The organism is Streptomyces sp. NPDC085946, assembly GCF_044540485.1.
In the GTDB taxonomy this organism is placed as follows: Bacteria; Actinomycetota; Actinomycetes; order Streptomycetales; family Streptomycetaceae; genus Streptomyces.
The window spans coordinates 27,028-51,288 of sequence record NZ_JBITSF010000037.1 but is presented as its reverse complement, the minus strand read 5'-3'; the positions used below and the strand labels follow the sequence as shown (position 1 = coordinate 51,288).

The following is a 24,261-nucleotide window of genomic DNA, read 5'->3' as shown; positions in this document are numbered from 1 at the left end:
CCGCTCCGCGGGAGCGCTGCTGCTCGCTGCGCGAGCAGCTCACCCGCCTTGCTGTGCAAGGCGGGTGACGCTCCGTTCGCTGCGCTCCCGGCGCTGCGAGGGCTTCGATCCCTTGGAGTGGCTTCCGCTGCGCTTCAGCCACTTGGTGGCGCTTCGCGCCACTGAGGCCGGCCCCGCTGCGCGGGGCGGCCAACGGGCCTGCGGCCCGGGCAGCGAGGGGTGAGGTGCTGGGGTGGGTGATCCTGTGTCAGGTGATGCGCCGTGTAGCTCTGATGAATCAGCCTGCTGGCCTGTGCTTCAAATATAGGTCTGGATAGATTCTGGAACGGTGCCCCTTACCCGGATGAGTCGCTCCGGGTGTCCTGTGGGGTGTTGTGAATCTTTCTGTAGTTGAGGTCTGGCTTTGGTTTCCCTGCTGCCGCGATGGGCAGAATAAGAGTGTCGGAAGGGGCGGCAACTCCTTCCGATGACAACCTCTCTCAAGGAAACGAAGGGGAACAGAATGCAGCTCAAGCCGGTTTCTCTGGACGTCATAGCAGAGGCCCGCGAGGAGGCACACGCGGTCCTGGCCACCCTCATGGCGCGGTTAGCGCCGGGTGAGCATGTGGTGCGGCTCGGGGTGGACATGGAGGGGCAGGAGCGTCCCTTGAGCGCGGTCCTGCCGATCACGGTGGAGGGTGACGGCGGCGCTGAGGACCTGGTGGGCGCGGAGCCCAAGTACCTGGACAACTTCGCCTTCCTGCTGACCTGCGGTCTGGCGCAGACCCTGTGCTCTGGGGTGATGTACCTGCATTCCCCCGGCGCTGATGGTGGGCCTGCCACGGTGCGGGCGTGGCACCTGTGCTGGGGGGCGCTGAATGAGTGCTCGGCCGTTGAGGCGGCCGAGCTGCTCGGTGAGTACGTGCCTGGTGACTTCGTGGACGCCTTCGGCGTCCACGCCGCCGAGGATGGCGACGAGGGCGATGAGGGTGAGGCGGTCTATCCGCCGGTGGCCTACACCGTCCTGTAAGCCTGGTGGGCCCGGGGGTGGCTCCCCGGGCCCGCTTCCTGCCCCGGCTGGCCCGCCCGGGGCGCGCAGGGGTGCTGCGGATGGCGACCCGGCACCCCTGCGCCCAAACGACCACGCCCGCCCCCGGCCCTGAGGAGGGAAGCGCAGCGGACCGTGCCCGCTGGGCGGGGAGCGCAGCGCACCGCCCACGCCGTGCGGGCGGCGCAGCCGCCCGCCTTTCGCTTCCCTTGGGCGCGCAGCGCCCTGGGACACCCGCTCCGCGGGGGAAAGAGAAATGGAAAAAATGCTGCGCTGCGCCAGGATTTCACCGGGCTGCTTCCTTGGAAGCAGCCCGGTTTATTTGCAGGGCGGGGCAGTATTAGTAATGCTGGCGGGGAATTCTGGATGCGAACGGGTCGGCAAACCCTCTCCGGGATTCCCCGCCAGCGTCTCTCTCAAGGAGACTGGTCTATGGTACGGGAGTTGGTGGTCACGATGCTGCGCTGAGCACAGCATGAGGGGTGTCAGTGTTGGTGATGAGCGAGGGCGGCGCGTCGCGTCGGGTTCATGACGGCCGGTGGGTGGTGAGCCGGGCCTGGGTCATGCAGCGCACCGGGGCGTCGGCGGCCACCGTGGCCCGCTGGTACGCCCAGCGCGGCCAGTACCCGCAAGAGCTCCGGTTCCCGGAGGTGGCATGCGTGCTGGAGCGCACCCACTTCTACGACCAGGAAGCCGTGGAAGCATTCTGGAACGCCTGGCAGCAGGACGTCGGCACCGGCCGTCTCCAGGCCGCCGGACGGCGCCCAGGAGATGGCCGGGGCAACCAGGGCGGCGGCTCCGGGCGCGCCCAGCGGGACCGCGCTGTCGCCATCGTCCTCGACAGGCTCCGGCAGGCCGGCGGATACCAGCGCGGCCTCGCCGCACAACTGGCCCGCGAACACGGCGGCCATGAACGCAGCTGGCAACGCGCCGTCACCGAAGCCCGCACCCTCTACCAGCAAGACCAGAACCAGGGCCAGGGGCAGGAATACGGGCAGGGCCAGGGCCAGGGATAGGGGCAGGCCGGCGCCGGGACAGCCCTGCAGTCGCCGGCTCCCTCATCCTGACGCCTTCCTGCGCAGCCACGCCCGGCCGGTGTTCCGCCGGCGCCCGGCCTCCTGATGCGCCGGCCTGCCCGGCGCACAGCGCGCAGGCCCCGCCGACGCGCAACACCACAAAGGGCCGCCCGATCCCCCGGCCGCACACCACCGCCCCACGCCCGCCCGCCCCTCCACCTTTATTCCTGGCCCGGCGAGCGAGGGGGTGTGCCAAGGGGGATGTCGGGCTCCCGACCACGCCAGGAACGGCGTGGTGACCTGCAATGATGCAGGCCGAAGCGGGGAGGGGTGCGGACAGTTGTCGGCGGGGTTATCGGAGGGGTTGTCGGCCCGGTTTACGGCGGGGTTGTCGCTTTGTGATCGTGGTCGGGTGCCTGTGGTCGTCACAGCTGCGTACCGGCTGATCCATCCGGCCCCCGGGCGCGGCACGTTCGGGGCATGCTCGCCTCACGCTGACGGTGACGGTGGGGGGATGCGGGTGCGCGGGGCAAGGACGGGCGGATGGGCGAGCGTGCTGCGCCGCTGGGTGCTGGTGGCGGCACTGGCCGCCTTTCTGGGGGCAGTGGCCTGGGCAGTTGCCCGTTTCGGGCTGGAAAAGGCGGACCAGACCGCCAGCGTTGTCGGCGGCAGCATCGCCCTGCTCAGCCTGCCGATCTCCCTGTACGCCCTGCGCGCTCCCAGCAGCGCGGGGGCCGGTCCGGCGGCAAGCGGTGCGCCGGCGGCACGGGAGTGGGTGGCTAACGCCGCGGTCAGTGCTTCCCTGCGGCCACCGGTCCCAGCGGCGCCGGTGCGGGGCCGGGACAGCGAGCTGGCCATGCTGGAGCGTCTGCGGCGTGGTGGGGGGATGGCGGTGGTGTGCGGGGCCGGGGGCCTGGGCAAGACCACCCTCGCCGCCGAAGCGGCCCACCGCGCCCGACAAGCCGGGGCAGCGGTGTTCTGGGTCCGCTGGCAGGACGATCCCAGCCGCCTGGCCGAAGACCTCACCCGCATCGCACAGGCCCTCGGTCTTGCCGAGCAGCGGCTGGAGGAGGCGCGGCGGGGCCAAGCAGTGCTGGTCGATGTGGTGTGGGAGCAGCTGGCGGTAATGCCGGGGTGGGTGATCGTCGTGGACAACGTCGACACCCCCACGCGGATCGGGCCGGGCCGGGAGCCGATGGCCACCTACCGAGGCTGGCTGCGCCCCGACGGCGCCGGACTGCTGATCATCACCAGCCGCGACACCGCAGTCACCACCTGGGGCCAACGGGCGCAAGTGCTGAATTTGGAGCCGCTGGAGGAGGCGGCCGCGGCCGCCGTCCTCACCGATGCCGCACCGTCGGCCGGCAGCGAGACGGACGCCCGGGCCCTGGCGCTGCGGCTGGGGGGCCTGCCGTTGGCGCTGGAGGCCGCGGGCCGCTTCCTGGCCACCGCGACGAGCCGCTACCGGACCTTCACCGCCTACCGGGAGGCGCTGGACCAGGAGTTCGGGGAGCTGCTGGGGGCGGAGCATCCGCAAGCCGCCGCCGATCCTGAGATCGCCCGCACCGTCGTCCGGCACACCTGGGACCTGTCCCTGGAGCAGCTTCACGACGACGGCTACATCCTGGCCCGCCCCCTGCTGCACCTGCTGGCGCTGCTGGAAGCCGCCCCCATCCCCCGCTCCCTGATCACCCCCGCCCTTCTCGCCGACGCCACCGGCCACAACGTCACCGCCACCGCACTCGACGCTGCCCTGGCCGGACTCCACCAGTACGGCCTCCTCGGCACCCCCCGCACCACGCTGGACGCATCAGTTGAGGACAGCGCGGCGGTCAGCGTGAGCCAGGTGGTCTTGCACCCGCTGGTTCGCGAGGTCATGGCCATCAGCCTGCCCGGCAGCGACCCCACTCCCTGGCACACCGCCCTCGACGCCCACCTCATTCAGGCCGTGAACGACACGATCCACGTTGGACGCGCCGGCTGGCCTACCGCCCGCCTCCTCGCACCCCACCTCCCAGCGCTCCTGAACCGCGCCGCCGACCAGACCTTCATCACCACCCGCAACACGCTCAATGAACTCGCGCAAACATTGCGCGGAGCCGGTGCCTTCACGGAAGAACACCTAGTGGGCAAGCACATCCTGGACGCCGACAAGCGTCGCCGTGGTCCCGACCACCCAGACACTCTCGCCAGCCGCACCAGCTTCGCCAACACTTTGGCCCTACAGGGCCATTACCAAGAGGCCGCCGATTTACAACAACGCGCCCTCGCCGACCGAGAACGCACTCTCGGCCCTGACCACCCAGACACCCTCACCAGCCGCCTCTACTTCGCGACCTCACTGAACGATCTCGGCCAGTATCGGGAAGCCGCCGACCTGCTCCGCCAAACCCTCACCGACTGCGAACACATCCTCGGCCCCGACCACCCAGACACCCTCACCGGTCGCAACAACCTCGCCAACGCATTGGCCGGCCTCGGCCAGTACCAAGAAGCCTCTGACCTCCACCGCCACACCCTCGCCGACCGAGAACGCATCCTCGGCCCCGACCACCCAGACACCCTCACCAGCCGCCATAACTTCGCTACCTCACTGAACGATCTCGGCCAGTACCGGGAAGCCGCCGACCTCCACCGCCACACCCTCGCCGACCAGGAACACATGCTCGGCCCCAACCACCCAGACACCCTCTACACTCGCAGTAACCTCGCCGTTGCCTTGGTCGGCCTCGGCCAGTACCGGGAAGCCGCCGATCTAGACCGGCGCACCCTGGCTTACCGAGAGCGCACCTTCGGCCCCAACCACCCAGACACCCTCGTCACTCGCAACAATCTCGCCGCCACCTTGGACCGCCTCGGCCACCACCAAGAAGCCGCCGACCTCCACCGCCAAACCCTCGCCGACCGAGAACGCATCCTCGGCCCCCACCACCCGGACACTCTCAGAAGTCAAGAAAACCTCGCCCGCTCGGAAGCAGCAGCCGCACGAACGTCGCGTGGCCGGTGGTCCAGACTGCGTCGACGCGGTCGACCGTAGGTACCGCATGCGCCCTGGCCCTGCCCCACGCGGCTGGGCCGCCCAGTGGAAAACACGCAGGCCCTGGCCGACGCGCGGCCAAGCGCAGGCGCCCCGCTCCCCCGGTCGCACACCGCCTGCTCCGTCCATCCCGCCCCTCCCCTCTTCTGGCAGTGAGGTGATCACGGGGGCGTACAGGGGAGGCCGGGCTCCCGACCACGACCAAGCCAGCGTGGTGACCTGCGAATACGCGAACCGGACCCGGACAGGTACGGGCCGGTGTCGGCGGGGATGCCGAAGAGGTTGTCGGCCAGGTCGAGGACGGTGTTGTCGGATCGTGACCGTGGTCGGGCCCTCCTGGTCGGTGGTCTGGTCGGGGTCGGCTGCTGCCGTGGTCCGTAAGCGCGGCGCCGGGTCAGGCGGTGCCGCACCGAGCGGATGCGGGAGCAGAGCGGTGAGGGGTGTGGACGCGGGCGGCATCGACCGGCTGGCGCTGGCGGTGCTGGTGCAGTACCGGATGGCGACCACCGAGCAGCTACACCTGCTCCTGGCGCCCGGCGTGCGGATCGAGCAGACCAGGCGGCGTCTGGCCAGGCTGCGCGAGGAAGGGCTGGCGGACCGGATCACGCTGCCACGGGCTGGGAGGCTGCGGATATGGTTCCCCACCGCCTACGGGGCGCAGATCGCCGGCGAGTGGCCCGAGCTGCGCGGCCGGCGGCCCTCGAGGACGGTCTCGGACCGCACCGCGGTACGGCTGCGGGCCGGGCACGCACTGACGGTCACTGAGGTCGCGCTCGCCTTCGTGCAAGACGCCCGCCGCCGCAGCGATGTGTGCCAGCCTTTGGACTGGATCCCTGAGGTCCATCATGCGCTCGGGGGCGGCGAGGCGGTCATCCCGGATGCACTGCTCTACTACCGCAAGGGGTCCAACGGACGCGGGGTGATGCTGCGGGCGTTCGTCGAAGTCGACCGCGCCACCATGGGACCCGAACGCCTCGGCGCCAAACTCACCGCCTACGCCCGCCTCCATCAGTACGTGCCCACGCCGGCGCCCGGCACGCGGCGCCGTCAGATCGGGATGGAGCCGCTACAGGAGGAATGGCGACGCCACTACCCGCTCTTCCCGCGGCTGCTGTTCGTCCTGGACGGCACCGGACCCACCGGCGTCGACAACCGCATCCGCGCCCTCCACACAGCCGCCAGCCAGCTCACACCGGACGCCCTGCCAGGCGTCCCCGTCCTGGCCGCGGCACTGACCGACATCCTCCGCGGCGGGCCCTGCGCACCCATCTGGCGGCCCGTTCAGAATCCCGACCAGCGCGTCGGCTGGAGCCACTGATACCACCCGGAGAGCCGTGGTCGGGCTGTGGTGGGATCCCGACCAGGTGTTGCGCGGAAGCCCGACCATGACTCCGACCACGGCCGCCACAGCCCCGACCATGCAGGTCATCGCGCTGCGCAAACGATTGCGCAGCCACAGGACATTGGCCTTCGGCACCGGGACCAAGAACCGTCACCACTCGGCGCGGTCGCGCGCTGCGCAGTGTCGTGACGCGGGCTGCGCAGTGCGCAGTCCTGCGTTGCGCAGCCCTTGCGCAGGACCGGACTGCCAGCAGTGGCGCCGCTTGCCCGAGGCGGAGCCCTGCCCGGTCCCCTCGGCCGCCGTAAGGGCAGGAGCCGGTGCGGGCACGGCGGCTGTCGGGAACGGCTGTGCGGGTTGGGGAATGGCCGCGCCGTCCGGGACCGGAGTCAGGGCGGCCAGGGCGCGCTGCAGGTCCTCGATGTGGGCGGCCCGTTCCTGAAGGCGGTCCTTCAGGTGGCGGGCCTCGGCCTCGGCGAGTGCGCGGGCGTGCTCGTGCCGGAGCCGTTCCAGTTCGGCCCGCAGGGCGGCCGCCGTCTCGTCGGAAACGGTGTCCTGCCGCATCCCGGCCGGTGCCTGGGTGTTGACCGCCTTGCCGTCGGTCGTGTCAGTGTCAGGTGGGCGGGGGCGTGGAGCCGGAACCCGGCGGCGAGCAGGCCTTCCACGGGGATGAGCCAGCCCCGGTCGTCGTCGAGCACGGCCCCGGGCAGCTCGCCGGCCTCCCGGCGGCGCCGGATCGTCGTACGGCTCACGCCGCACGCAGCGACGGCTTCACGCTGGACCAGCAAGGGGCGATTGGTGCTCATGACTCCGTACCCTCCCTCTCCCTGCCCGCCGTCATTGCCAGTAGCCCGACTCACACGTCGGGGCCAGCGCCCAGGACGCGGCGGCCAGCCGGACGCGGCGCCGCTTGGGGGGCGGGCAGGGCGGTGGGCAGGCGCTCGGCGGCAAGACGGGCACGCGGGACGCGCTCGGCTTCGACGGCGGGATCGTCGGTACGCAGGGGGCCTGTGCCCAGCGGGCGGCGCTCGGTCGTCACGCCCGGATTCTCCCGCACACCCCACCAGCCCTCCCCCGCGGGCCCCTGGCACCGGACACCCTACGAGGCGTCCCCGTCCTGGCCGCGGCACTGACCGGCATCCTCCGCGACGAGCCCTCCGCGCCCGTCTGGCGGCCCGCCCAGGATTCCGGCCAACGCATCCCTTGGAGCCGCTGACACCACCGGAGAGCCGGGGACGGGCTGCGCACCACCATGGTCGGGCTGTGGTGGGATGCCGACCAAGCGTTGCGCCGAGCCCGACCACGGCCGCCACAGCCCCGACCAAGCAGGTCAGTGCACTGCGCAGACCAGAGCAGCGGATTACGCAGCCGTCCGCTCACTGCGCACGGGGCATCCTGGTGCACCCAGTGTGCGCCCCACCCCAGCCATGCAGGTCAGCGCGCTGCGCAGACGATTGCGCAGCCACAGGACACCGGCCCTCGGCGCCAGGACCAAGAACCGTCACCACTCGGCGCGGCCGCGCGCTGTGCAGTGTGGTGACGCGGGCTGCGCAGTGCGCAGCCCTGCATTGCGCAGCCCTTGCGCAGGACCGGACCGTCGACAGTGACGCCCGGTCCCGCTGCGGGTTCCCGTCCACCGGCCCGTGCCCTGGGTCGATTCGGGCCGAGCGTCTGGGAGTGCCGCTGGGCCAGTCCCTCCTGTACCCAGCCGACGACTTCGGCCAGCCAGTGTCCAGAAAAACCCAGAAATTGAGCTTCAGGGAGAATGATCGCCAGGGTTGCGGTCGAGTCGCGCCGGGCGAGCTGTGATCCTCCTGCGCCGGATTGAGTCGCCCTCCTCAAGCGCCCGTCCCTGGACAGCCAGTCGCCAGGGGCCCGATGAGCCAGTAGTCGATCGCCACTCGGACGCCGAACGCCGCGCCGCCCTCCAAGGTCCCTTGGTGCATCCGACTGAGACAGGACAAAAGGGCGCGGACGCTGTGCTCGGCCATGTGACGCAGGGGCTCTGGGCCATAGGCGCGCAGTGCTGCCGAAAGCCCTGGACGGTACTTGATGGCAGTGCCGCCGGAAGGGATGCCCATAGGGTGGGTCAACAGCAGCAGCACATAGAGCTGCGTGTCGTGGCTTACCGTGTCAGTACTGCGCAGCTTCTCCGCATCAGCAATGATTTTGTTGCGGTAGTTGATGGCGGACGGTCTGTCGGGCCCTGCGAAGTCGAACGTGTAGGCCGCCTTCAACTCCAGCAAAGCCCGCGGTGAGTCCCCCGCTGTATCAAGTACCGCCAGGTCGATCCAGCCGACCGTGTTCCTCCATTCGCGCGCCACCACAGCACCGGCAAGCCGTGTCTGAAGCGCCCAAGCAAGCCGGTCCCGTACCGTCAGCTCCGGCTTGCTGGTCAACGCCAAGTAGGCGAGTTCACCTGGCGCATAGGACGCCGCCACGTCCTCCAAAGCTGCGATGAAGCCTTCGGGGCTGATGCGTTTCATGAACTACCTCCGCACCACAAAAGTGCCCCGGGGACACCAGCTCACGTCCACGCCTCTGCGCCGCACTACACGGTATCCCGTCCGGTGATGTGACCACCCGGGTCGTCCAACAAGGCAATGCGGGCAATGATGCGTTTGCCGACCGGCTCCCGCTGCACCTCAAAACCCTGGGCGACAGCCATCAGGATCTCCAGTCCCTACTGCCCCGCCCGCCCGGCATCGGCGGCCCGGGCGATCGGCCGGCGCGGAACACCCCCACGTCGGCAGGGAGGACGTTGGCAGGCAGCTCGTACCGTCTCGTGCTGCCGGAACACCCCCGCGTCGGCAGGGAGGACTTGGTCTGCTCTTGCCGCAGCTCCGTGCACTCCGGAACACCCTCGCGTCGGCGGGGAGGACCATGCCGCCTCCCTCCTACTGTCCTTGTGCTGCGGAACACCCCCGCGTCGGCGGGGAGGACGGCGATCTCCTGCGCGCCGGCCCACGGATCGGCGGAGCACCCCCGCGTCGGCGGGGAGGACGTGCACACCCCGCAGGCGTTCGTCCGCGTGACCGGAACAACCCCGCGTCGGCGGGGAGGACGGACGCCAGACCCACGCCGGGTGCGCGCCGGGCGGAACACCCCCGCGTCGGCGGGGAGGACGCCACCGTGCGGCCCCGGCTCGTCATGCTCGGCGGAACACCCCCGCGTCGGCGGGGAGGACTGCTGCACCTGACGCCCACCTGCCCCGCGATCGGAACACCCCCGCGTCGGCGGGGAGGACCCGAGCCAGTCGACGGCCGCCAGCACGCCGTCCGGAACACCCCCGCGTCGGCGGGGAGGACCCGGCTTCCTGGATCTGCTCGGGGGTGGGCTTCGGAACACCCCCGCGTCGGCGGGGAGGACTGCTTCTGCAGGCGGGAGTGCGCCACCTCGAACGGAACACCCCCGCGTCGGCGGGGAGGACGCTGACAGCCCAAACGAAGGGAACCGTGATGGCGGAACGCCCCCGCGTCGGCGGGGAGGATACCTTGCCGCCCGCGAAGATCACGTTGCCCTGCGGAACACCCCCGCGTCGGCGGGGAGGACCCGTACGGAGCGTCGTCGTCATCCTGGCCGAGCGGAACACCCCCGCGTCGGCGGGGAGGACACCAGGCCCAGGACGGGCCTGCCGGCCGGTCTCGGAACACCCCCGCGTCGGCGGGGAGGACCTCCGCGGCGGCCTGCACCAGGGTCACCACGGCGGAACACCCCCGCGTCGGCGGGGAGGACGGCCCGCCCCCGGCCCATGATCGAATCGTCATCGGAACACCCCCGCGTCGGCGGGGAGGACGGGTTTGCCTGCACGGCGGAGGTGATCGCGGTCGGAACGGCGCTGTCACGTTGTTGGGTGTGCGAGTGCCTGTCGGCGTGTCGTGTGTGGTGGAGCCGGGTTCCGGGCTCAGGCCCGGCGGGCCGGCCGACGACGCCGGTGACCTGGTCCCAGATGGCGAAGCGGACGGTCATCTCGGCACGGTAGTCGTGTGCGGTCATCAGGTGGCGGCGGGGTCTGAAGTGGGGTGAGATGCCGCTGAACGCGGCCAGGAACCGCTGCGCCCCGCCGGTGCTGCGGAAGCCTTTCATGGCGCGTTCGCGTTGTCGGGTGGGCTGGTGGCTGTTCTCGGCCCGGTTGTTCAGGCCTTTGTGGGAACGGTGCTCGACCGAGGGCATGACCTCGCGGTGGGCGGCGCCGTAGGAATGCAGCTTGTCGGTGACGACCACCCGCGGCACCGCACCGGTCCTCTTCAGCAGCCTGCGGAAGAAGCGCCTGGCGGCGGCCGTGTCCCGCCGGTTCTGCACGAGGATGTCCAGCACGGTGCCGTCCTGGTCGACGGCCCGCCACAGGTACTTCCGCTCTCCGTTGATCTTCACGAACACCTCGTCCAGATGCCATTTATCCCCGGGCCTCGGCCGGCGGCGGCGCAGTCCTTTCGCATAGGCCTGCCCGAACTTGGCGCACCACCGCCGGACCGTCTCGTACGAGACGACCACACCGCGTCCAAGCATCAGTTCCTCGACCTCCCGGAACGACAGCGGGAAGCGGAAGTACAGCCACACGCAATGGGAGATGACCTCGACCGGGTACCGGTGCCCCTTGTACGACGGCGACGCGCTGTCCACGGACAACCCCTCCGCATGATCAACCAGAAGATCATCCCACTAACTCAGCCAACGTGACAGCGCCTCCCAGTGGTCTCTGGCATTTCGCTACAACCGTTTGGTGATGACGTCAGTCGGACTATCCGCCCTCGATCGCCAGCGCGAAAGATCCGACATGACCTTCCCGTCTCCCGCCGACATCCCTCAGCCCGAGGCGCCACAGGTCCCTCCCGGCACAACGGAACTGTTTGAGGGGATGAGTGAGGAGCAGGTTGCACTGACTGTCGGCTTGGGAGTGCTCGTGCAGCGTGCTGCGGAAGTCGAGTACATCCTGCACGGCCTGTACGCCCACCTTGGCGGCGTCGAGCGCCCCTACACGGACAAGCCTCATGAGACGGTGAAGCACTTCATCACCAAGGCCAAAACCCGGCTGGCCGCACTCCCCGAGGAGCGGATCCCAGCTCACGACCGTTCCGCGCTGCTGCATGACCTGGACCTGTGCACCTCTGGCTTCGAGCAGCGCAACCGGTACATCCATAGCTGCTGGGTGTACGACGAGGAAGTCCATGGGTGGCGGACTGTAAAAGGGACCAAGGGACTGAGTCGTCCAGAGATCGGCCTGGTGTCCAGCGAGGACGTCTGGGACCTGGCCAACGAGTTCGCACGCCTGCGAGACAAACTGATCGCATGGGACGCCCATTTCTTTGGCACACCCGGTGACCCAGATCGGGGCGAACCTCCCGCTTCATCGAAGCGTCGGTGACTCACCACTTTCCGCTGTACAAGCTGCGACCGAGGGCGGCCACGTTTCTGCCGATCTTGGAGCCCGATCCGCGATGCCTCCCGCCTTCGCTCCGGTGCCGCCCTTCGGTCGGGGAGGCAGCTCGTTGCCGTCGGCCAGAGCCTTCCGTCCCGCCGGGGTCAGGTTCCAGATCGGGTGCCTTCCGTCCTTGCCGTTCGTCTCCGCCAGCCCCAGCTCCGCTGGCTTCTTCATCGCCCTGCGCACGTACGACCGGCCGTCGGCATCCTCAGCCGTGATCACCTGAGCCATCTGCCGCATAGTGGCCATCCGAACGCACCCCAGCATCCGCAGCGCATCGGCCCGCACCTTCCCGGCCGTGGAAGTGGACTTCTTTCCCTTCGTCAACGTCTCAGGGGAAGGGAGAGAGGTGTCAGCGCGCCAGGAGACCCCTTGTCGGGCCGTGTGAGCTGCGGTGATGGGCACGACGTTGGAATCGTTCGCGGCACCGTTCACGGCACTGGATTCCGGGTCGCCCAAAGGCCGCTCGGCACCCCTTGTCCAGGTCGGGCGCGGCTCCGGCTCGGGCTGCCGGGCGCTGCTGGCGTACGTCATGACGAAGCTCCTCACACAGGTGGCACGGGGGTCCGGATGGAATCCCCCGTCACCTGCTAGAGGTGTCGTGAAAGTCGACGGTGTGACACTCGCCCGAGCGCCGTTACCGAGTCGTGATCGTCAGGCAGGCGCGGCTGTCCTCTGACATCGAAGTTGAATTGTTTGCCAGCGAAGTTGGACTGGTAGTCGTTGGTGACAGCGAAGTTGGGCCGCCGCTGGTCAGGCTGCGGGACGGTGGTCCACCAGTCGCAGTGCCCAGCTGCGCCTGCTGACGGCGGACTCACCCCGCGCGCCCTTGGGGGCTTGGACAGGAGTGGTGGCGGTCAGGAGGCGGTAAGCCGGATTGCATGGAAAGCCCGGCTGAGGCGCTCCGCCTCCCCGAGCATCCTCTTCTGTTCGGCGGTGGGCAGTTCCACCCGGCTGTAGTTCTTCACCTCGGCCCGCAGCTCCTCGGGCATGTCAACGGCATCGCTGAGATAGGACAGTTCGTTCCGCGCTTCGTCGAGGTCCGGGGCTGCTGGCCATGCCATCGCCGCGAAGAGGGCGATGCCATGCAGGAGCTTGCCCAACGTGAACCAGCGAAACTCGGCGCGTGAGGTCCGCGCCTCCACCAGACTAACCACCTCTTCCACTACACGCCCGCACGCGATCATGACGCCCCTGCCAGGAGGGTCCGTCTCCTCCAACCGGGTCCTGATCTCACACAGCTGCGCGGTTTCGGCGTCGCTCAGGCCGATCAGATGAAGCGCGTCCAGAAACTCCCGGAACCGTCCGGACGCGTCCAGCTGGAGCGTGAGGGCACTGCCGACGGCGGAGCCGGCCTGGAAGAGGGCCAGCAGCCGGTCCTCGGCGGGCGACGGGGCCGGCTCGACGGTCTCGTTCCTGGCACGCTCCGCTCTGGCGGCGGCCTCGGCTCCATCAGCCGCGATCCGCCGCAGTGCATGTAGGGCGTTCAGGGCGTTCTGGCTCATTTCCAACGCCCGCCCCAGGGCTTCGACTGTGCCTTCCCTCGGTATAGCCCCGTTGAAGAAGTTGTAGAGGGTGGTTCGGCTCAACCCCGCCAGGCCAGTTAGCTGGGCTGCTGTCAGCCGCCTGTTGATCTGTCTCTCGTGCACCCGCCTGCGCAGTTCGACGAGCGCTTCCTCGGGCCCAAGGTTCTCTGTGCTCATTGCTCCCCAGCGTCGGGTGTCCAGCAGCAGTGTCCAGGTGTACAGCTTTGTCCAATGTGAACCTCGTTGGACACCGATTCCAGGAAGGTCGGCCACGTCAACGCCCCGACCTCTATGGAGATCGCCGTGAACCACATCGTCGTCGTCCTGTTCACCAGCGCCCTGGTCATCGTCCTCGCCCTCTTGGTCGGAGCTGCTGCGGGCGTGCTGGCCCGCCTCGACGGTGCCACCTACCCCGCCGCCGTAGCCCGCGCCAGCGCAGCCTTCGCTGCCGTCCTCGCCCTTGCCGCTGCCACCGCTGGCGTGGTCGCCCAGATCCTGATCTGACGTTGCGGGAGTCCAGCTCATGGCTCGGTCCGGGACCGGCGTCCTCATCGGCCCCGGACCGAGCCATCGTGCGCGGCCTTCCGACCCTGGCAAGGATCGGAAGGACCGTAGGGGGACCACTGCGGGGTGGGCACCGTCCTGGGGCCTGACCAGAGGCGATCCAGCTTCACTGTCACGAACGACCGCCGATCCAACTTGGGAGGCAATCGGTCCAGGTTCGTTGTCACCGATCAGCGGCTGTCCAGTGACACCGAACCTGGACATGTTGCCACTGAAGTTGGACCACTGGCCGGTGACTGGCCTCGGGCCGTCAGCGCGCCAGGCTGAGGCGTGCCGTCTCTGCGGCATGGGAGGCCGCTTCAATCAGCCCGAGTTCGCCGGCGAGCGTTCCCACGAAAGCATCGACCGCCTCGATCGCGCGGCCCTCCATGGTCTCGGGCTCAGCAAAGTACGCCGCGAACTCTCCGGCACCGATGGTCGCCATGGCGGGCCGACGAGCATGGTAATCCGCCCACTCTGGCCGAAAGGCGGCGCGTACCCGGTCGAGCTCTTGCTCGTCGATCTCCTCGTGCCGAAGGCGGCGGATCGTCTGCTCCCTGGCCTTCCACATCGCGATGTGGTGCTGGACGGAAACGGGCCCGAACGGGCCGGCCAGGGCTCGTTCGATCCTCGGCATTCCGGGCTGGACTGGCCAGGGCGAGTACAACTCCGTGAGGACCGCGGTCAGTCTGTCGATGTCGATTCGGCCCGTCCGCTCGCCTTCCTCGAGGACGCGCTGGGCGGCGCGCCGTTGCTTGAAGGTGGCTGAGGGGTGGGCGAGTTGCTCAACGATGGCACGGACGTTCTCGCGGCGCCGGACAGCGGTCGTCTGGCCAGTAGCGCGCGCGTGGGTGCGCCAGGCTCGGCGCGCCTGCGGGGTGAGCACGATCGTGTCGTCGATCAGCCACAGGTACAGCACGACGCGGATCAGCGACCGTTGCGGGATGCGCCCCAGCGGGGAACGCTCTCGAGCTTCGAGAAGTCTGGTGAACAACTCACGTTGCTCCGGGGGGAAGACTCGCGGATCGCTGCCGTGCGCGCTGGTCTTGCGCGGCTCAGGGTTGGCGAGCATCCCGTCCTCGACCCAGGAGGTCACCATCCTGGGACTGGCTTTCATCACGCCCAGAGCGTGTGCGTCGGCCACCAGGTCGGCCGAAGTCCCTTCGACCCACGTCGTGGCCCGATTCCCGTTCATGGCGCCGAACTTACATCGAGATTCGAGCCTCGGGAGCTGCATTCAGCGCACGTCAGCCATAAGGCTTGGGGCCAGCAGAAACTGCGCCCCGCACCGTATCCCTGCCAGGAACACGCGGTGCGGGGGCAGCCGACTCATCCCCTGAACGGAGACCGTCATGTCCCACCGTACGCACCGCCCCGTCCCGAAGCGGCGACGTGCCCGCCATCGTCTTGTCCAGGGCCTCGGGCAGGCGGCGTTCTACGCCGCTTCCGCCACGTTGGCCGGCGGACTGGTCCGCGAGCTGCTCCACCTGATCCACACGTCCGTCTCTTCGTGCTGACCTAGGCGCCGGGGAGATGCCGCGTCCTGCCGCGCGCGGCATCTCCCCGGCGCCGGCTACGGGTAGAGGTCTGCAGCTTCGAGTTGAGAAGGCCGCGGTTCAGCGGGAGTGTCGGGAGCGGCGCGCGGACAAGGCGGCCGTCGACCCGAGCGAGACGGCGAGCGAAGTCCGGAGCCCCGGCCGCGGGGGCATCGCGCAGCGTGGAGGGACGGAGATTCCTCCCCGCCTAAATGGGCGGAATGTCGCAGGTAGCGGAACTGGACAAGAGGCAACGCGAGCGCCGACCGGGCGAGTCCGCTCACCGTCGGTGCGCGGAATCTGTCCACAGGCACCCGCTCCGAGAATCGCTTTTGAGGCCGCTGCGATCGGCGGGGCGGCCCGTACGTGAGGAGCCGACATGCCCGGCACCACGCCGCTCGCCCCGATGACCCCGCACACGGCCATCAGTGCCTTCAGCTACCTCCGGGCCGTCCAGGCCGATGACATCGACGCTGCCCGTCAATTCGCCGGCGCCGAGCCGTGGATACCCGAGCTACTCGTCGACGTTGCCGAGCGCATCGTCGTCCCGGTCACCGCGCTGCCCGGCCCGGAGGTCGGCGAGCCTTACGCGGACACCTTCGCCCTGGAGGCCCTTGGGCGCGTCTTCGTGACTTCGCTGCGATCTGGGCGCAGTCCTGGCCGGACGCAGCGGAGGGCATCGCCCGCGCCGTCATCGACTTCGCGCAGCAGTTCCTCACCAAGGACCACGAGGACGTCGCCGATACCTGCGCCAGATGGAGGACGTCGGCGTGGGCCAGGTCCTTGATGCACACCCCGCACCGGCCGGTGCGCACCCGGTGCGCCTCACTGCCGTGTAGTTCGCGCGCCGCGCGGTGGCGGTGCGCACCACTGAGCCTCCGCCAATTTAAAGCCGCAGGTCAAAGGGCTGGTGTGATCGGTTCTTGGGGTACACACGCTGGTCGTGGGCGACTGTCTGCGGAGTAGATCATCTGACGGAGTTGTGCCGGGGCGGATCAAGCATCAGGACAAGTCAATGGCAGTTCGAGGTAACGATCAGGCAGGGTGGACGGATGCCTGAGTCGCCCTTGCCCGGAGGTTTCGTCAATGCGGTCGTTCGTGTCGGGGACACGGTGCGCCGTCCTGCCTCGGCTCGTACGAGGTTCGTAGGTGATCTGCTGAGGTTGCTTGAAGCACGTGGCTGGAGTGGTGCTCCGCGGTATCTCGGTGTGGACGACGAGGGCCGTGAAGTTCTCAGTTACCTCGAGGGGCATGTGGCGTGGGAGCCGCGTCAACCTGCTGCGGTTTCATCCGACGAGAGTCTGGCGACGGTCGCCCGGCTCGTGCGTGAGTTCCACGACCTGACGGCCGGCACCCCGCTGGCCGGTGACCAAGAGGTCGTGTGTCACAACGACCTGTCGCCCAAGAACACGGTCTATCAGCTGTCCGGTGGGGAGCTTCGACCAGCGGCATTCATCGACTGGGACCTCGCGGCGCCGGGCGCGCGGATCCATGACATCGCTCATGTCTGCTGGCAGTACCTCGGTCTGGGTCCTTCGGTCACCGATGTCGAGGAGGCTGCCCGGCGGTTGAAGCTGATTGTTGACAGCTACGAGTTGGGGGACCGGCAACGTCTCGTGTCTACGATCTTGTGGTGGCAGGACCGGTGTTGGCGGGGCATCGAGTCCCAGGCTGATGCCGGTGATGTCGCCATGGCCCGGCTCCGTGAGGCAGGGGCGGTTCGGCACGTCCGGGCGGCCTACCAGTGGGTTTCCGATCATCGGGGTGCACTGGAACGCTCAGTGCGGTGAGCACATGAGTAACGTTCGCGGTGGGTTCGCTGGTTCCTTCCCGTGGCGGTCGGACGACCTTCTACGATCCGACGCATGCTGGATCCCGAACTGCTGGAACGGATCACCGCGCGTCGTGCGGAACTGGACGAACTCGAAGAGCAGCTAGCCAAGCAGTTGGCGGAGGTGCGGGCCGAGCGGGACGAGCTCGCCATCGCCGAACGTGTCCTTGACCGGGTGAGTGAGCAGCTCGCCGAGGAGCGCGCCTCGGCCGCCCCCGCGCCGGGGCAGGTGGGCGGTCAAGCGGTGATGCTGATCCCGTACCGCACGCCGGATGCGGAGGAGACCGTGCTCCCGCCGGAGTATCAGCGCATCCTCGCCGCCGTGCGCCAGGCCGCCGGACCGGTCATGGCGCGCCAGGTCGGCGAGGTGGTGGGGGTGGATGTCAGCGTGCGCTCCAAGCTGGAACCGCTACGTAGCAAGCTGGTCAGACTCGCCGATCGCGGCTGGCTGCGCAAGCTGCCCGACGGCCGGTTCACCACCCGTCTGTGACCACGAGCACTGCCGTTCGGAGTGGCTCGGTACGAGCGTAACCGGGGTGCCCCCGGCGGCTGTTGGAATTATGTGACGAATACCAAAGAGCGCGCCGAGGACACCTGCCCGATTGCTTACCAATGCCGTCTGTCGCTGTCCACGCGCACCGTCAACCACCTCGCAGATCTGCTCAGGCGCCATCTGAAGGCGATCCGGTCCCGATGGCGGATCCTGGCGCCGGGGAAGATCGCGGTGATCGTCCTGGCCGTACTGCGCCACGACCAGCGCCTGGCCGATATGGCCGGCGGCAGCAACGTGTCCGAGTCCACCGTCCGCCGCTGGCGCGACGAGCTGATCGGCCTGCTCGCCGCCCAGGCCCCGCGCCTGGACCGTGCCCTCAAGAAGATCGCCAAGAAGGGCGGGGAGGCGGTCCTGGTAGACGGCACCCTCATCCGCACCCAGCGCCGCACCGGCAAGGCCGACCGACGGAACTACTCCGGCAAGCACCGCAGCCACGGCCTGCATTTCCTCGCCCTGACCGACGAGAACGGCCGCCTGATCTGGATATCCGCCGCCCGGCCCGGCCGCACCCACGACAACACCGCCGCCCGCCACGACCACATCCTGGCCCACCTGCGCGCCGTCGGCCTCGGAGCGTTGGCCGACCTCGGCTTCCGCGGCCTCGACAACGACATCCTCAACCCCGTGATCGTCACCGGCTATACCGCAACCCGCACCCACAATCTGACCTCGGGCCAAAAGGAAGCCAACCGCGTCCTCGCCGTCGGACGCGCACCGGTCGAGCACGGCTTTGCCCACCTCAAGAACTGGCGGATCCTCACCAAACTCCGCACCGACCCTGCACGCGCCACTCGACTCCTACGCGCTCTGCTCGTCCTGACGAACCTCGAAATCAACCGCTGACAGATGATCTCCTCCGTGGACTTACGCCCGCGACCAGCGTGAGCACCCCCAAGAACCGATCACACCAGCCCTTTGACCTGGGACTTCAAGTTGGCGGAGGCTCACTACACGGTATCCCGTCCGGTGATGTGACCACCCGGGTCGTCCAACAAGGCAATGCGGGCAATGATGCGTTTGCCGACCGGCTCCCGCTGCACCTCAAAACCCTGGGCGACAGCCATCAGGATCTCCAGTCCCTACTGCCCCGCCCGCCCGGCATCGGCGGCCCGGGCGATCGGCCGGCGCGGAACACCCCCGCGTCGGCGGGGAGGACACGGTCGCCTCCGTGACCTGGATCGAGCTGCGCGGAACACCCCCGCGTCGGCGGGGAGGACGCGGCTGACCGTCGCTCGGCCGATGCCGGAGTCGGAACACCCCCGCGTCGGCGGGGAGGACCCCGTCGCGGACCACGATGCGCAGGCTCTCGCCGGAACACCCCCGCGTCGGCGGGGAGGACTTGCTCAACGGCGCTTTGCGGGGCTGGGACGCCGGAACACCCCCGCGTCGGCGGGGAGGACCCTGTCTCCTCGTTGAAGATGACCAGCCGGGTCGGAACACCCCCGCGTCGGCGGGGAGGACTTCGTCGCATCCGCTATCGCGTCCCATGCCGGTGGAACACCCCCGTGTCGGCGGGGAGGACCTCATCAGGTCGTCTTCGTGCCCCCCGTTGACCGGAACACCCCCGTGTCGGCGGGGAGGACGTCGTAGTCCATGCGGCCGAGCGCCTGGGCGGCGGAACACCCCCGCGTCGGCGGGGAGGACCGCATTCCCGACCTCACCCGCCTGTGGCGAGACGGAACACCCCCGCGTCGGCGGGGAGGACTGCCCGTTGGCCTTGACCGTCGCGCTGGCCTTCGGAACACCCCCGCGTCGGCGGGGAGGACTCACCGGCGTGCGGATGGTCTCCGAACCAGAACGGAACACCCCCGCGTCGGCGGGGAGGACGAGGAACGGGACCCTACTGATCGTGGCCCAGCCGGAACACCCCCGCGTCGGCGGGGAGGACCCTTTCTGACCTGCGCTTCAAGAGGGGGTTTGCATTTCCTTTACTTTTGGTGCAGCGGTCATGCGTATCAGGGTGAGGCCGTCGAAGTCGACGGGGACCCGGCGGCGGGTTCCCGCGGTGCGGATGGCGTAGCCCTGTTCTGTGGCGGCGGGGTGGACGAGGATGGCGGCGCCGTTGCCCACGACTTCGGTGACGGCCTGCCAGAGTTCGTCGCGGACGCGGGCCGAAACGCTGCCGACGAAGATGCCGGGCACTACTTCGCTGGTCCATCGGCTGAGGGCGCCGCGTAGGTGGTCAGGAACTGCGGTGGTGGCGATGACGACCATGGAGGGCATCAGGTGCCTCCATTGGCGTAGTTGACGCCTGCTGGGAGGGCTCCGGTTTTGGGGTCCCAGAGGTGGACCATGCGCACGTCATGCCGTTCGGAGCGTTCCTCGTCGGTGTCGTTGTCGACTGTGGTCGTGTGGGTGTGAGGTGTGGGTCAGTAGGGATTGGACGTCCTGGACGATGCGGGGCAGGAGGCGCAGGAGTCGGAGGTCTTCGCGGAAGCGGCGGCGGGCTTCTTGTTCGGGGTTGTCGGAGTTGTGGAGGGCGAATGCGAGGGGGAGTGTGATGTCGGCTTTGTAGAGGTCGGCGATGTCGTAGACGAAGGCGTGCTGGGTGCCGGTGTGGACGTAGCCGAGGGCTGGGGAGAGTCCGAGGGCGAGCAGGGCGGCGTGGACGACGCCGTACAGGCAGGTGTTGGCGGCAGACAGGGCGAGGTTGACGGGGTCCTAGGTGTCCCATTGGTCGGGCCGGTAGTTGCGGCGGAAGCGTCCGATGCCGTGCTGCTGTGCGAGGATCTTGTAGAAGGCTTTCATGCGCTGGCCTTCCATCCCGCGGAGCTGGTCCAGGGTGACGGATTCGGGTACGTCGGCATCCTTGAAGCGCATCCGGTACATGCGGACGGCGACCTCAAGGCGTCGTGCCGGGTCGGCCCACGTCGCGACCTGCTGTTCGAGCCAGTGGGTGGTGAGGGAGTCGGGGAGGATGCCCGCGTAGGCGCGGACGCCGCCCGCTCCGACGCAGACGACGCTGGTGCCGTGGCGGGCGAGGGTAGTCAGGACCGGGGTGGTGATGGAGACGCCGGGGCCCAGGAGCAGGCAGGACAGGGCTGCGGTGGGGATGTAGACGAGGTCGGTGCGGTGTTCGTCGATTTGGATCTGTGCGCATACTCCGGTGTCGTCCTGTATCACTCGGACCATGTCCAGGTAGAGGAAGGACAGGGAGTCCGCGACGCGGGGGAGCATGGCCAGGGTGGGGGCGGCGAGGCGTCTGCGCGCCTCGCCGCCCCGTCGGGGTGCGCTCACGTGGTGCTCGCGGGGGCGAGGCTGAGCAGTCCTGCTCCGTACGGTTTGCCCCGTCCGATGCCGTGGATGACGGCGTCTTTGAGGGCGTCGGGGTCGGTGACGGTGGCGGTGCCGTCGTAGCGGATCAGGCTGTGCCGCACGCGGGGGGCGTCTGGGGTGCGGGGGCGGGCCGGCTCCATGTTGGTGGGGGTCAGGATGTGGAGGTCGAGGCCGGCTTCGGCGGCCCGGCGGAGCCACCACTGGTCGGCGTCGGCGCCGGAGAGCGGCATGATCCGTCCCCGCTTGCCTTTCTCTTCCAGGGAGAGCCGCTCTCGTTTGGCGGGGTTGAGGACGATGCGGTAGCGAACGCCGAGCCCTTTGCGCAGTGCGGTGAACATCGGGGCGAGGCTTTTGATGTCGGCTTGGCCGTATCCGGTGGGCAGGCGTGCCGGGTCGAGCTTGGTTGCCTGGACGAGGAGGGTGCTGGAGGTGTCGGTCTCCTCCAGGCGGTACAGCAGCCCGGCCTGCTGTCGGGGGGCGTCGCCGAGGTTGTCGGGGGCCATTCGCATGACGGTGCGGTGCATTTGGGTGGCGTCGCGCAGGTCCCGCTGCACGTCGCGGCTGTGCGGGTTGAGGCGGATGCGTGCGATCACCGGGTGGTCGTTCATGCGCTTTCCTCGAGGTGGGCGTAGTCGATCAGGCGCTGCATCAGGGTCTGTGGTGGGCCTGCGAGGGAGCGGGGCACCGGTAGCCGGGTGCGGTACAGGCGGCGGCCGGTGTGGCTACGGCCGTGCTGGGCGAAGCTCACCGGTACGTCGTTGACGTCGATGATGTCGACCGGTGCAGGCTCTCCAGGGCTGGGGGGCGGTGGCTGTTCCAGGAGGAATTCCACGGTGATCGTCCTGGCTTCCTGCCCGTCGCCGTCCTTGGCTGGTGGTGCGGTGCGGCTGAGCGGCACCCGGGTGCGGAGTTCTTCCTCGGGGTCGTCGACGTGGCGGCGCAGGAGGAACGGCTCGTCGGGGACGCAGGAGCGGCGGCCCAGGTAGGGCGCCCAGTGCGGGTGGCTCAGGGCGTCGGCGAGGCGCTCGATGGTTTCGTCGGCTGCGGTGACGGCGACGACGAACACCGCGTCGGACAGGTAGTGGCGTCGGGTGATGACGGCGGCGCCTTTGTTGCTGCCTCCGCTGGTGGCGGCGGTGCGGTCCTTGGGGAATCCGCCGCCGGCGGTGTGATAGTCGACGAGGCGGATGCCTGGCCGGTCCACGCGCACGGTGAGTCGCAGGTCTTGGTAGCGCTCCAGGCCCGCCTGGTCGCGGCCGATTCCCTCGGCCGCGGCGAACATGCCGATCAGTGCGGAGCGGGTCGGGAAGGGTGCGGTGTCCCGCACGGGGGTGAACGCGGAGCGTTCACCCCAGGACTGCAGGGGGCCTGCCAGGCGCAGCAGCAGCCCGCTCACTGCTGGTCCTGCCTAGCGGGCACGGCGGCCTCGACGGCGGCGTCGATCAGTTGGTCGAAGGAGTCGTGGGCGGTGCCGAGCCCGGTGTACTTTTCGGCGGGGTTGATGACGGTGTGGCCGTGGAAGCGGCGGTTGCGGTTGCCGGTGAGGCGGTTGATGTTGCTGGCGTAGATGTCAAGGGCCTGGCGGGAGGGCTGGGAGAAGCCGCCTTGCTGGTCGCCGGTGACGGGGGTCTCGAAGGCCGCGGCCAGGGAGAGCGGTCGGTGTTCGCGCACGGCGAGGTAGGCCAGGTCCGGGACGGTGTGCGGGGCGGTGCTGTTCTTCTTGGCCTGGGGAAGGGAGAGCAGGAAGTGCTCGGCGAAGGAGCTGAGGACGGTCCGGGCGGCCTTGGCGTCGCCTTCGAGGTTCTTCAGCAGGTCGGCGACGTTGACGGTGGCGTACCGGTAGAAGACGCCAGCGCTGAACTCGGCGGTGTCGAGGTGGCCGCTGCCGGTTTCGGCCTCGCCCAGCCAGTCGTCGACGGCGGTGAAGTAGTCACGCTGCGGTTCGGCGGCGTGCGTGGTGAAGGCGTGGGCGACCTGGGCTGCCCCGTCCACGTTGGCGTCCGGGAGCTCGGCGAGCATGCGGCCCAGCAGGCTGATGGAGGCGGTGCGCCGCTTGAGGATCTGCTCGATCTGCTGAGGCGGCAGGACCTGGCCGGGCTTCTTCTTGCCCTGGGCCGTCTCTAGGGCTTGACGGTGCTCGGCGCACACGGCGGCCAGTTCGTCGATGGCCGCTTCCGGCAGGAACAGCAGCACCGAGGTGTGGCCGGCCGCTTCCGTGCCGATGCCCTTCTTTCCTGCGCTGGCGGCGACCTGCGCTCCGGCGAACGCGGCCAGTTCGGCGGGCCAGCCGGCCTTCTCCAGAGCGTGCTGCACCTTCGCTGGCACCAGGCGGGTGCGGGCAGCCTTCTCCCCGAGGTCCTGTTCGACGCCGAGCCGGATGGCCCGCTTCCAGGACTGGCTGGAGACCCGGATGCGAGAAGCGTTGCCGTAGCGGACCTGCTTGGGAGAGCCGAGGTCGTCACGGTTGAGGTTGGCGGCGGGCACCGACTGCAGGGCGCTCAGGTCCAGGTATAGAGTCATCGGTCGTTCTCCTCAGCAGAATCAAAGGCGGAGTCGGGGTCGGTCGTGCCGCCGGCGGTGCGGAAGTAACTCTCGAGCCAGCGGGTGGCGATGCGGTCGCGGCTGCGGTTCCACCAGGCGAGGTCCTCCAGCAGGACCGCCCAGTCGACCGCGATGCCGCCGGACAGGAGCTGGCGGATAAGGGCGGGCAGGCCCGGGTGGACGGCGTCGCTGCTCTGCCGGGCCATCAGGTGAAGAGCGCTTTCGGCGGAGTTCGCCTTCATCACGCCCTGGGCGACGGCCTGGCCGAGCGAGGCCCCGAGGTTGGAGCGCTCGTACCAGGAGACGGACGCGCTGTCGTCGGGCGTGGTGTCGCGGGCCGAGCGGGGACGTGCGGCGATCAGCGAGGCCACCGCGTAGTACGCCCGCCGGACATCGGCATGGTGCTGGTCGTCGTGGTCGCGCAGCCACGGCACCAGATAGCGGTGCATGTAGTTGCACCGCTCCACCGGCAGCCCGAGACCGCGTCGCAGGGCGGCACGGCCCTGAGTGGAGGCGCACACGCGGTGCACGTAGGCGACGAAGCGGTCCGAGACGCGGACGGGCGTGGAGGTCGGCGGAGCAGATGCCGTCGGCACGGAATCGGTCATGAGACAT

General features: G+C 69.2%; 21 protein-coding genes, 2 pseudogenes and 2 CRISPR repeat arrays. Of the genes and pseudogenes, 10 read left to right on the top strand and 13 right to left on the bottom strand.

Going from position 1 to position 24,261, the window contains the following annotated elements:
- Positions 1–502: 502 nt before the first annotated feature.
- From ACIF8T_RS37765 to ACIF8T_RS37750, 4 genes are all read left to right on the top strand, one after another.
- Positions 503–1,009 carry a hypothetical protein gene (locus ACIF8T_RS37765; RefSeq protein WP_400041681.1) on the top strand — a complete coding sequence of 169 codons (507 nt, stop codon included), beginning with the start codon at positions 503–505 and terminating at the stop codon, positions 1,007–1,009.
- Positions 1,010–1,590: 581 nt separating this feature from the next.
- Positions 1,591–2,043 (top strand): hypothetical protein, encoded by a 453-nt coding sequence (locus tag ACIF8T_RS37760; protein WP_400041679.1) that lies wholly within the window; start codon positions 1,591–1,593, stop codon positions 2,041–2,043.
- A gap of 553 nt (positions 2,044–2,596) precedes the next feature.
- Entirely contained in the window at positions 2,597–5,080 is a 2,484-nt protein-coding gene (gene fxsT / locus ACIF8T_RS37755) for an FxSxx-COOH system tetratricopeptide repeat protein (RefSeq protein ID WP_400041677.1), read from the top strand.
- Between the two features lie 433 nt (positions 5,081–5,513).
- Positions 5,514–6,398, top strand: a complete 885-nt coding sequence (locus ACIF8T_RS37750; RefSeq protein ID WP_400041675.1) for a replication-relaxation family protein — start codon at positions 5,514–5,516, stop codon at positions 6,396–6,398.
- A gap of 174 nt (positions 6,399–6,572) precedes the next feature.
- On the opposite strand, the gene ACIF8T_RS37745 is transcribed toward ACIF8T_RS37750, so the two are convergent.
- From ACIF8T_RS37745 to ACIF8T_RS37730, 4 genes and pseudogenes are all read right to left on the bottom strand, one after another.
- Positions 6,573–6,983: a hypothetical protein gene (locus ACIF8T_RS37745; protein ID WP_400041674.1), complete on the bottom strand. Its 411-nt coding sequence runs from the start codon at positions 6,981–6,983 to the stop codon at positions 6,573–6,575.
- A 292-nt stretch (positions 6,984–7,275) separates the two neighbouring features.
- Positions 7,276–7,458: a hypothetical protein gene (locus tag ACIF8T_RS37740; protein ID WP_400041672.1), complete on the bottom strand. Its 183-nt coding sequence runs from the start codon at positions 7,456–7,458 to the stop codon at positions 7,276–7,278.
- A gap of 799 nt (positions 7,459–8,257) precedes the next feature.
- Positions 8,258–8,905, bottom strand: a complete 648-nt coding sequence (locus ACIF8T_RS37735; protein ID WP_400041670.1) for a hypothetical protein — start codon at positions 8,903–8,905, stop codon at positions 8,258–8,260.
- Between the two features lie 245 nt (positions 8,906–9,150).
- Positions 9,151–10,215: a CRISPR direct-repeat array (repeat unit 29 nt; unit sequence CGGAACACCCCCGCGTCGGCGGGGAGGAC).
- 146 nt (positions 10,216–10,361) lie between these two features.
- A pseudogene (locus ACIF8T_RS37730) lies at positions 10,362–11,042 on the bottom strand (IS6 family transposase); the annotation flags it as partial.
- 154 nt (positions 11,043–11,196) lie between these two features.
- Here ACIF8T_RS37730 and ACIF8T_RS37725 point away from each other — a divergent pair.
- A complete protein-coding gene (locus ACIF8T_RS37725) occupies positions 11,197–11,784 on the top strand; it encodes a hypothetical protein (RefSeq protein WP_400041668.1) in 588 nt (195 codons plus the stop codon).
- Here ACIF8T_RS37725 and ACIF8T_RS37720 read toward each other — a convergent pair.
- On the bottom strand, positions 11,767–12,375 hold the full coding sequence (locus ACIF8T_RS37720) for a replication-relaxation family protein (protein WP_400041667.1): 609 nt from the start codon (positions 12,373–12,375) through the stop codon (positions 11,767–11,769). The genes ACIF8T_RS37725 and ACIF8T_RS37720 overlap by 18 nt on opposite strands.
- A 323-nt stretch (positions 12,376–12,698) precedes the next feature.
- Positions 12,699–13,544 carry a helix-turn-helix domain-containing protein gene (locus ACIF8T_RS37715; protein ID WP_400041665.1) on the bottom strand — a complete coding sequence of 282 codons (846 nt, stop codon included), beginning with the start codon at positions 13,542–13,544 and terminating at the stop codon, positions 12,699–12,701.
- A 66-nt stretch (positions 13,545–13,610) separates the two neighbouring features.
- Between ACIF8T_RS37715 and ACIF8T_RS37710 the strand changes: the two genes are divergently transcribed.
- A complete protein-coding gene (locus ACIF8T_RS37710) occupies positions 13,611–13,871 on the top strand; it encodes a hypothetical protein (RefSeq protein WP_400041663.1) in 261 nt (86 codons plus the stop codon).
- A gap of 310 nt (positions 13,872–14,181) precedes the next feature.
- Here the strand turns inward: ACIF8T_RS37710 and ACIF8T_RS37705 are convergent, their stop codons facing one another.
- Positions 14,182–15,105, bottom strand: coding sequence for a hypothetical protein (locus ACIF8T_RS37705; RefSeq protein ID WP_400041662.1), 924 nt, complete (start codon positions 15,103–15,105; stop codon positions 14,182–14,184).
- 157 nt (positions 15,106–15,262) lie between these two features.
- Here ACIF8T_RS37705 and ACIF8T_RS37700 point away from each other — a divergent pair, with 157 nt between their 5' ends.
- The 4 genes from ACIF8T_RS37700 (at position 15,263) to ACIF8T_RS37685 (ending at position 18,672) form a co-directional block, all read left to right on the top strand.
- The gene (locus tag ACIF8T_RS37700) at positions 15,263–15,427 is read left to right on the top strand and encodes a hypothetical protein (protein WP_400041661.1); all 165 of its coding nucleotides are present in this window, start codon (positions 15,263–15,265) and stop codon (positions 15,425–15,427) included.
- A 1,226-nt stretch (positions 15,428–16,653) separates the two neighbouring features.
- Positions 16,654–17,235 carry a phosphotransferase gene (locus ACIF8T_RS37695; RefSeq protein ID WP_400041659.1) on the top strand — a complete coding sequence of 194 codons (582 nt, stop codon included), beginning with the start codon at positions 16,654–16,656 and terminating at the stop codon, positions 17,233–17,235.
- 75 nt (positions 17,236–17,310) lie between these two features.
- Positions 17,311–17,766 (top strand): hypothetical protein, encoded by a 456-nt coding sequence (locus ACIF8T_RS37690; RefSeq protein ID WP_400041657.1) that lies wholly within the window; start codon positions 17,311–17,313, stop codon positions 17,764–17,766.
- 72 nt (positions 17,767–17,838) lie between these two features.
- Positions 17,839–18,672 (top strand): transposase family protein, encoded by an 834-nt coding sequence (locus ACIF8T_RS37685; RefSeq protein ID WP_400041656.1) that lies wholly within the window; start codon positions 17,839–17,841, stop codon positions 18,670–18,672.
- Positions 18,673–18,956: 284 nt separating this feature from the next.
- A CRISPR array of direct repeats spans positions 18,957–19,717; the repeat unit is 29 nt; unit sequence CGGAACACCCCCGCGTCGGCGGGGAGGAC.
- A 17-nt stretch (positions 19,718–19,734) separates the two neighbouring features.
- Here the strand turns inward: ACIF8T_RS37685 and cas2e are convergent.
- The 6 genes and pseudogenes from cas2e to casB all read right to left on the bottom strand — a co-directional run bounded on the left by cas2e (position 19,735) and on the right by casB (position 24,254).
- Positions 19,735–20,052 (bottom strand): type I-E CRISPR-associated endoribonuclease Cas2e, encoded by a 318-nt coding sequence (gene cas2e, locus ACIF8T_RS37680; protein ID WP_400041654.1) that lies wholly within the window; start codon positions 20,050–20,052, stop codon positions 19,735–19,737.
- A pseudogene (cas1e, locus tag ACIF8T_RS37675) lies at positions 20,052–21,006 on the bottom strand (type I-E CRISPR-associated endonuclease Cas1e). Before cas1e ends, cas2e begins: the two are co-directional and overlap by 1 nt.
- 56 nt (positions 21,007–21,062) lie before the next feature.
- Positions 21,063–21,713, bottom strand: a complete 651-nt coding sequence (cas6e, locus tag ACIF8T_RS37670; protein WP_400041653.1) for a type I-E CRISPR-associated protein Cas6/Cse3/CasE — start codon at positions 21,711–21,713, stop codon at positions 21,063–21,065.
- Entirely contained in the window at positions 21,710–22,501 is a 792-nt protein-coding gene (gene cas5e / locus ACIF8T_RS37665; RefSeq protein WP_400041651.1) for a type I-E CRISPR-associated protein Cas5/CasD, read from the bottom strand. Before cas5e ends, cas6e begins: the two co-directional genes overlap by 4 nt.
- Complete coding sequence (gene cas7e, locus ACIF8T_RS37660; protein WP_400041649.1) at positions 22,498–23,625, bottom strand: type I-E CRISPR-associated protein Cas7/Cse4/CasC; 1,128 nt, start codon at positions 23,623–23,625, stop codon at positions 22,498–22,500. The genes cas5e and cas7e overlap by 4 nt, the downstream gene beginning before the upstream one ends.
- Positions 23,622–24,254 carry a type I-E CRISPR-associated protein Cse2/CasB gene (casB, locus tag ACIF8T_RS37655; RefSeq protein WP_400041648.1) on the bottom strand — a complete coding sequence of 211 codons (633 nt, stop codon included), beginning with the start codon at positions 24,252–24,254 and terminating at the stop codon, positions 23,622–23,624. The genes cas7e and casB overlap by 4 nt, the downstream gene beginning before the upstream one ends.
- Between the last annotated feature and the right edge of the window lie 7 nt (positions 24,255–24,261).

Coding starts and splice junctions, on each gene's coding strand:
- ACIF8T_RS37765 (WP_400041681.1), top strand. CDS start 503: ATGCAGCTCAAGCCGGTTTCTCTGGACGTCATAGCAGAGGCCCGCGAG.
- ACIF8T_RS37760 (WP_400041679.1), top strand. CDS start 1,591: ATGCAGCGCACCGGGGCGTCGGCGGCCACCGTGGCCCGCTGGTACGCC.
- ACIF8T_RS37745 (WP_400041674.1), bottom strand. CDS start 6,983: ATGCGGCAGGACACCGTTTCCGACGAGACGGCGGCCGCCCTGCGGGCC.
- ACIF8T_RS37735 (WP_400041670.1), bottom strand. CDS start 8,905: ATGAAACGCATCAGCCCCGAAGGCTTCATCGCAGCTTTGGAGGACGTG.
- ACIF8T_RS37725 (WP_400041668.1), top strand. CDS start 11,197: ATGACCTTCCCGTCTCCCGCCGACATCCCTCAGCCCGAGGCGCCACAG.
- ACIF8T_RS37720 (WP_400041667.1), bottom strand. CDS start 12,375: ATGACGTACGCCAGCAGCGCCCGGCAGCCCGAGCCGGAGCCGCGCCCG.
- ACIF8T_RS37715 (WP_400041665.1), bottom strand. CDS start 13,544: ATGAGCACAGAGAACCTTGGGCCCGAGGAAGCGCTCGTCGAACTGCGC.
- ACIF8T_RS37705 (WP_400041662.1), bottom strand. CDS start 15,105: ATGAACGGGAATCGGGCCACGACGTGGGTCGAAGGGACTTCGGCCGAC.
- ACIF8T_RS37700 (WP_400041661.1), top strand. CDS start 15,263: ATGTCCCACCGTACGCACCGCCCCGTCCCGAAGCGGCGACGTGCCCGC.
- ACIF8T_RS37690 (WP_400041657.1), top strand. CDS start 17,311: ATGCTGGATCCCGAACTGCTGGAACGGATCACCGCGCGTCGTGCGGAA.
- cas2e (WP_400041654.1), bottom strand. CDS start 20,052: ATGCCCTCCATGGTCGTCATCGCCACCACCGCAGTTCCTGACCACCTA.
- cas6e (WP_400041653.1), bottom strand. CDS start 21,713: ATGAACGACCACCCGGTGATCGCACGCATCCGCCTCAACCCGCACAGC.
- cas7e (WP_400041649.1), bottom strand. CDS start 23,625: ATGACTCTATACCTGGACCTGAGCGCCCTGCAGTCGGTGCCCGCCGCC.
- casB (WP_400041648.1), bottom strand. CDS start 24,254: ATGACCGATTCCGTGCCGACGGCATCTGCTCCGCCGACCTCCACGCCC.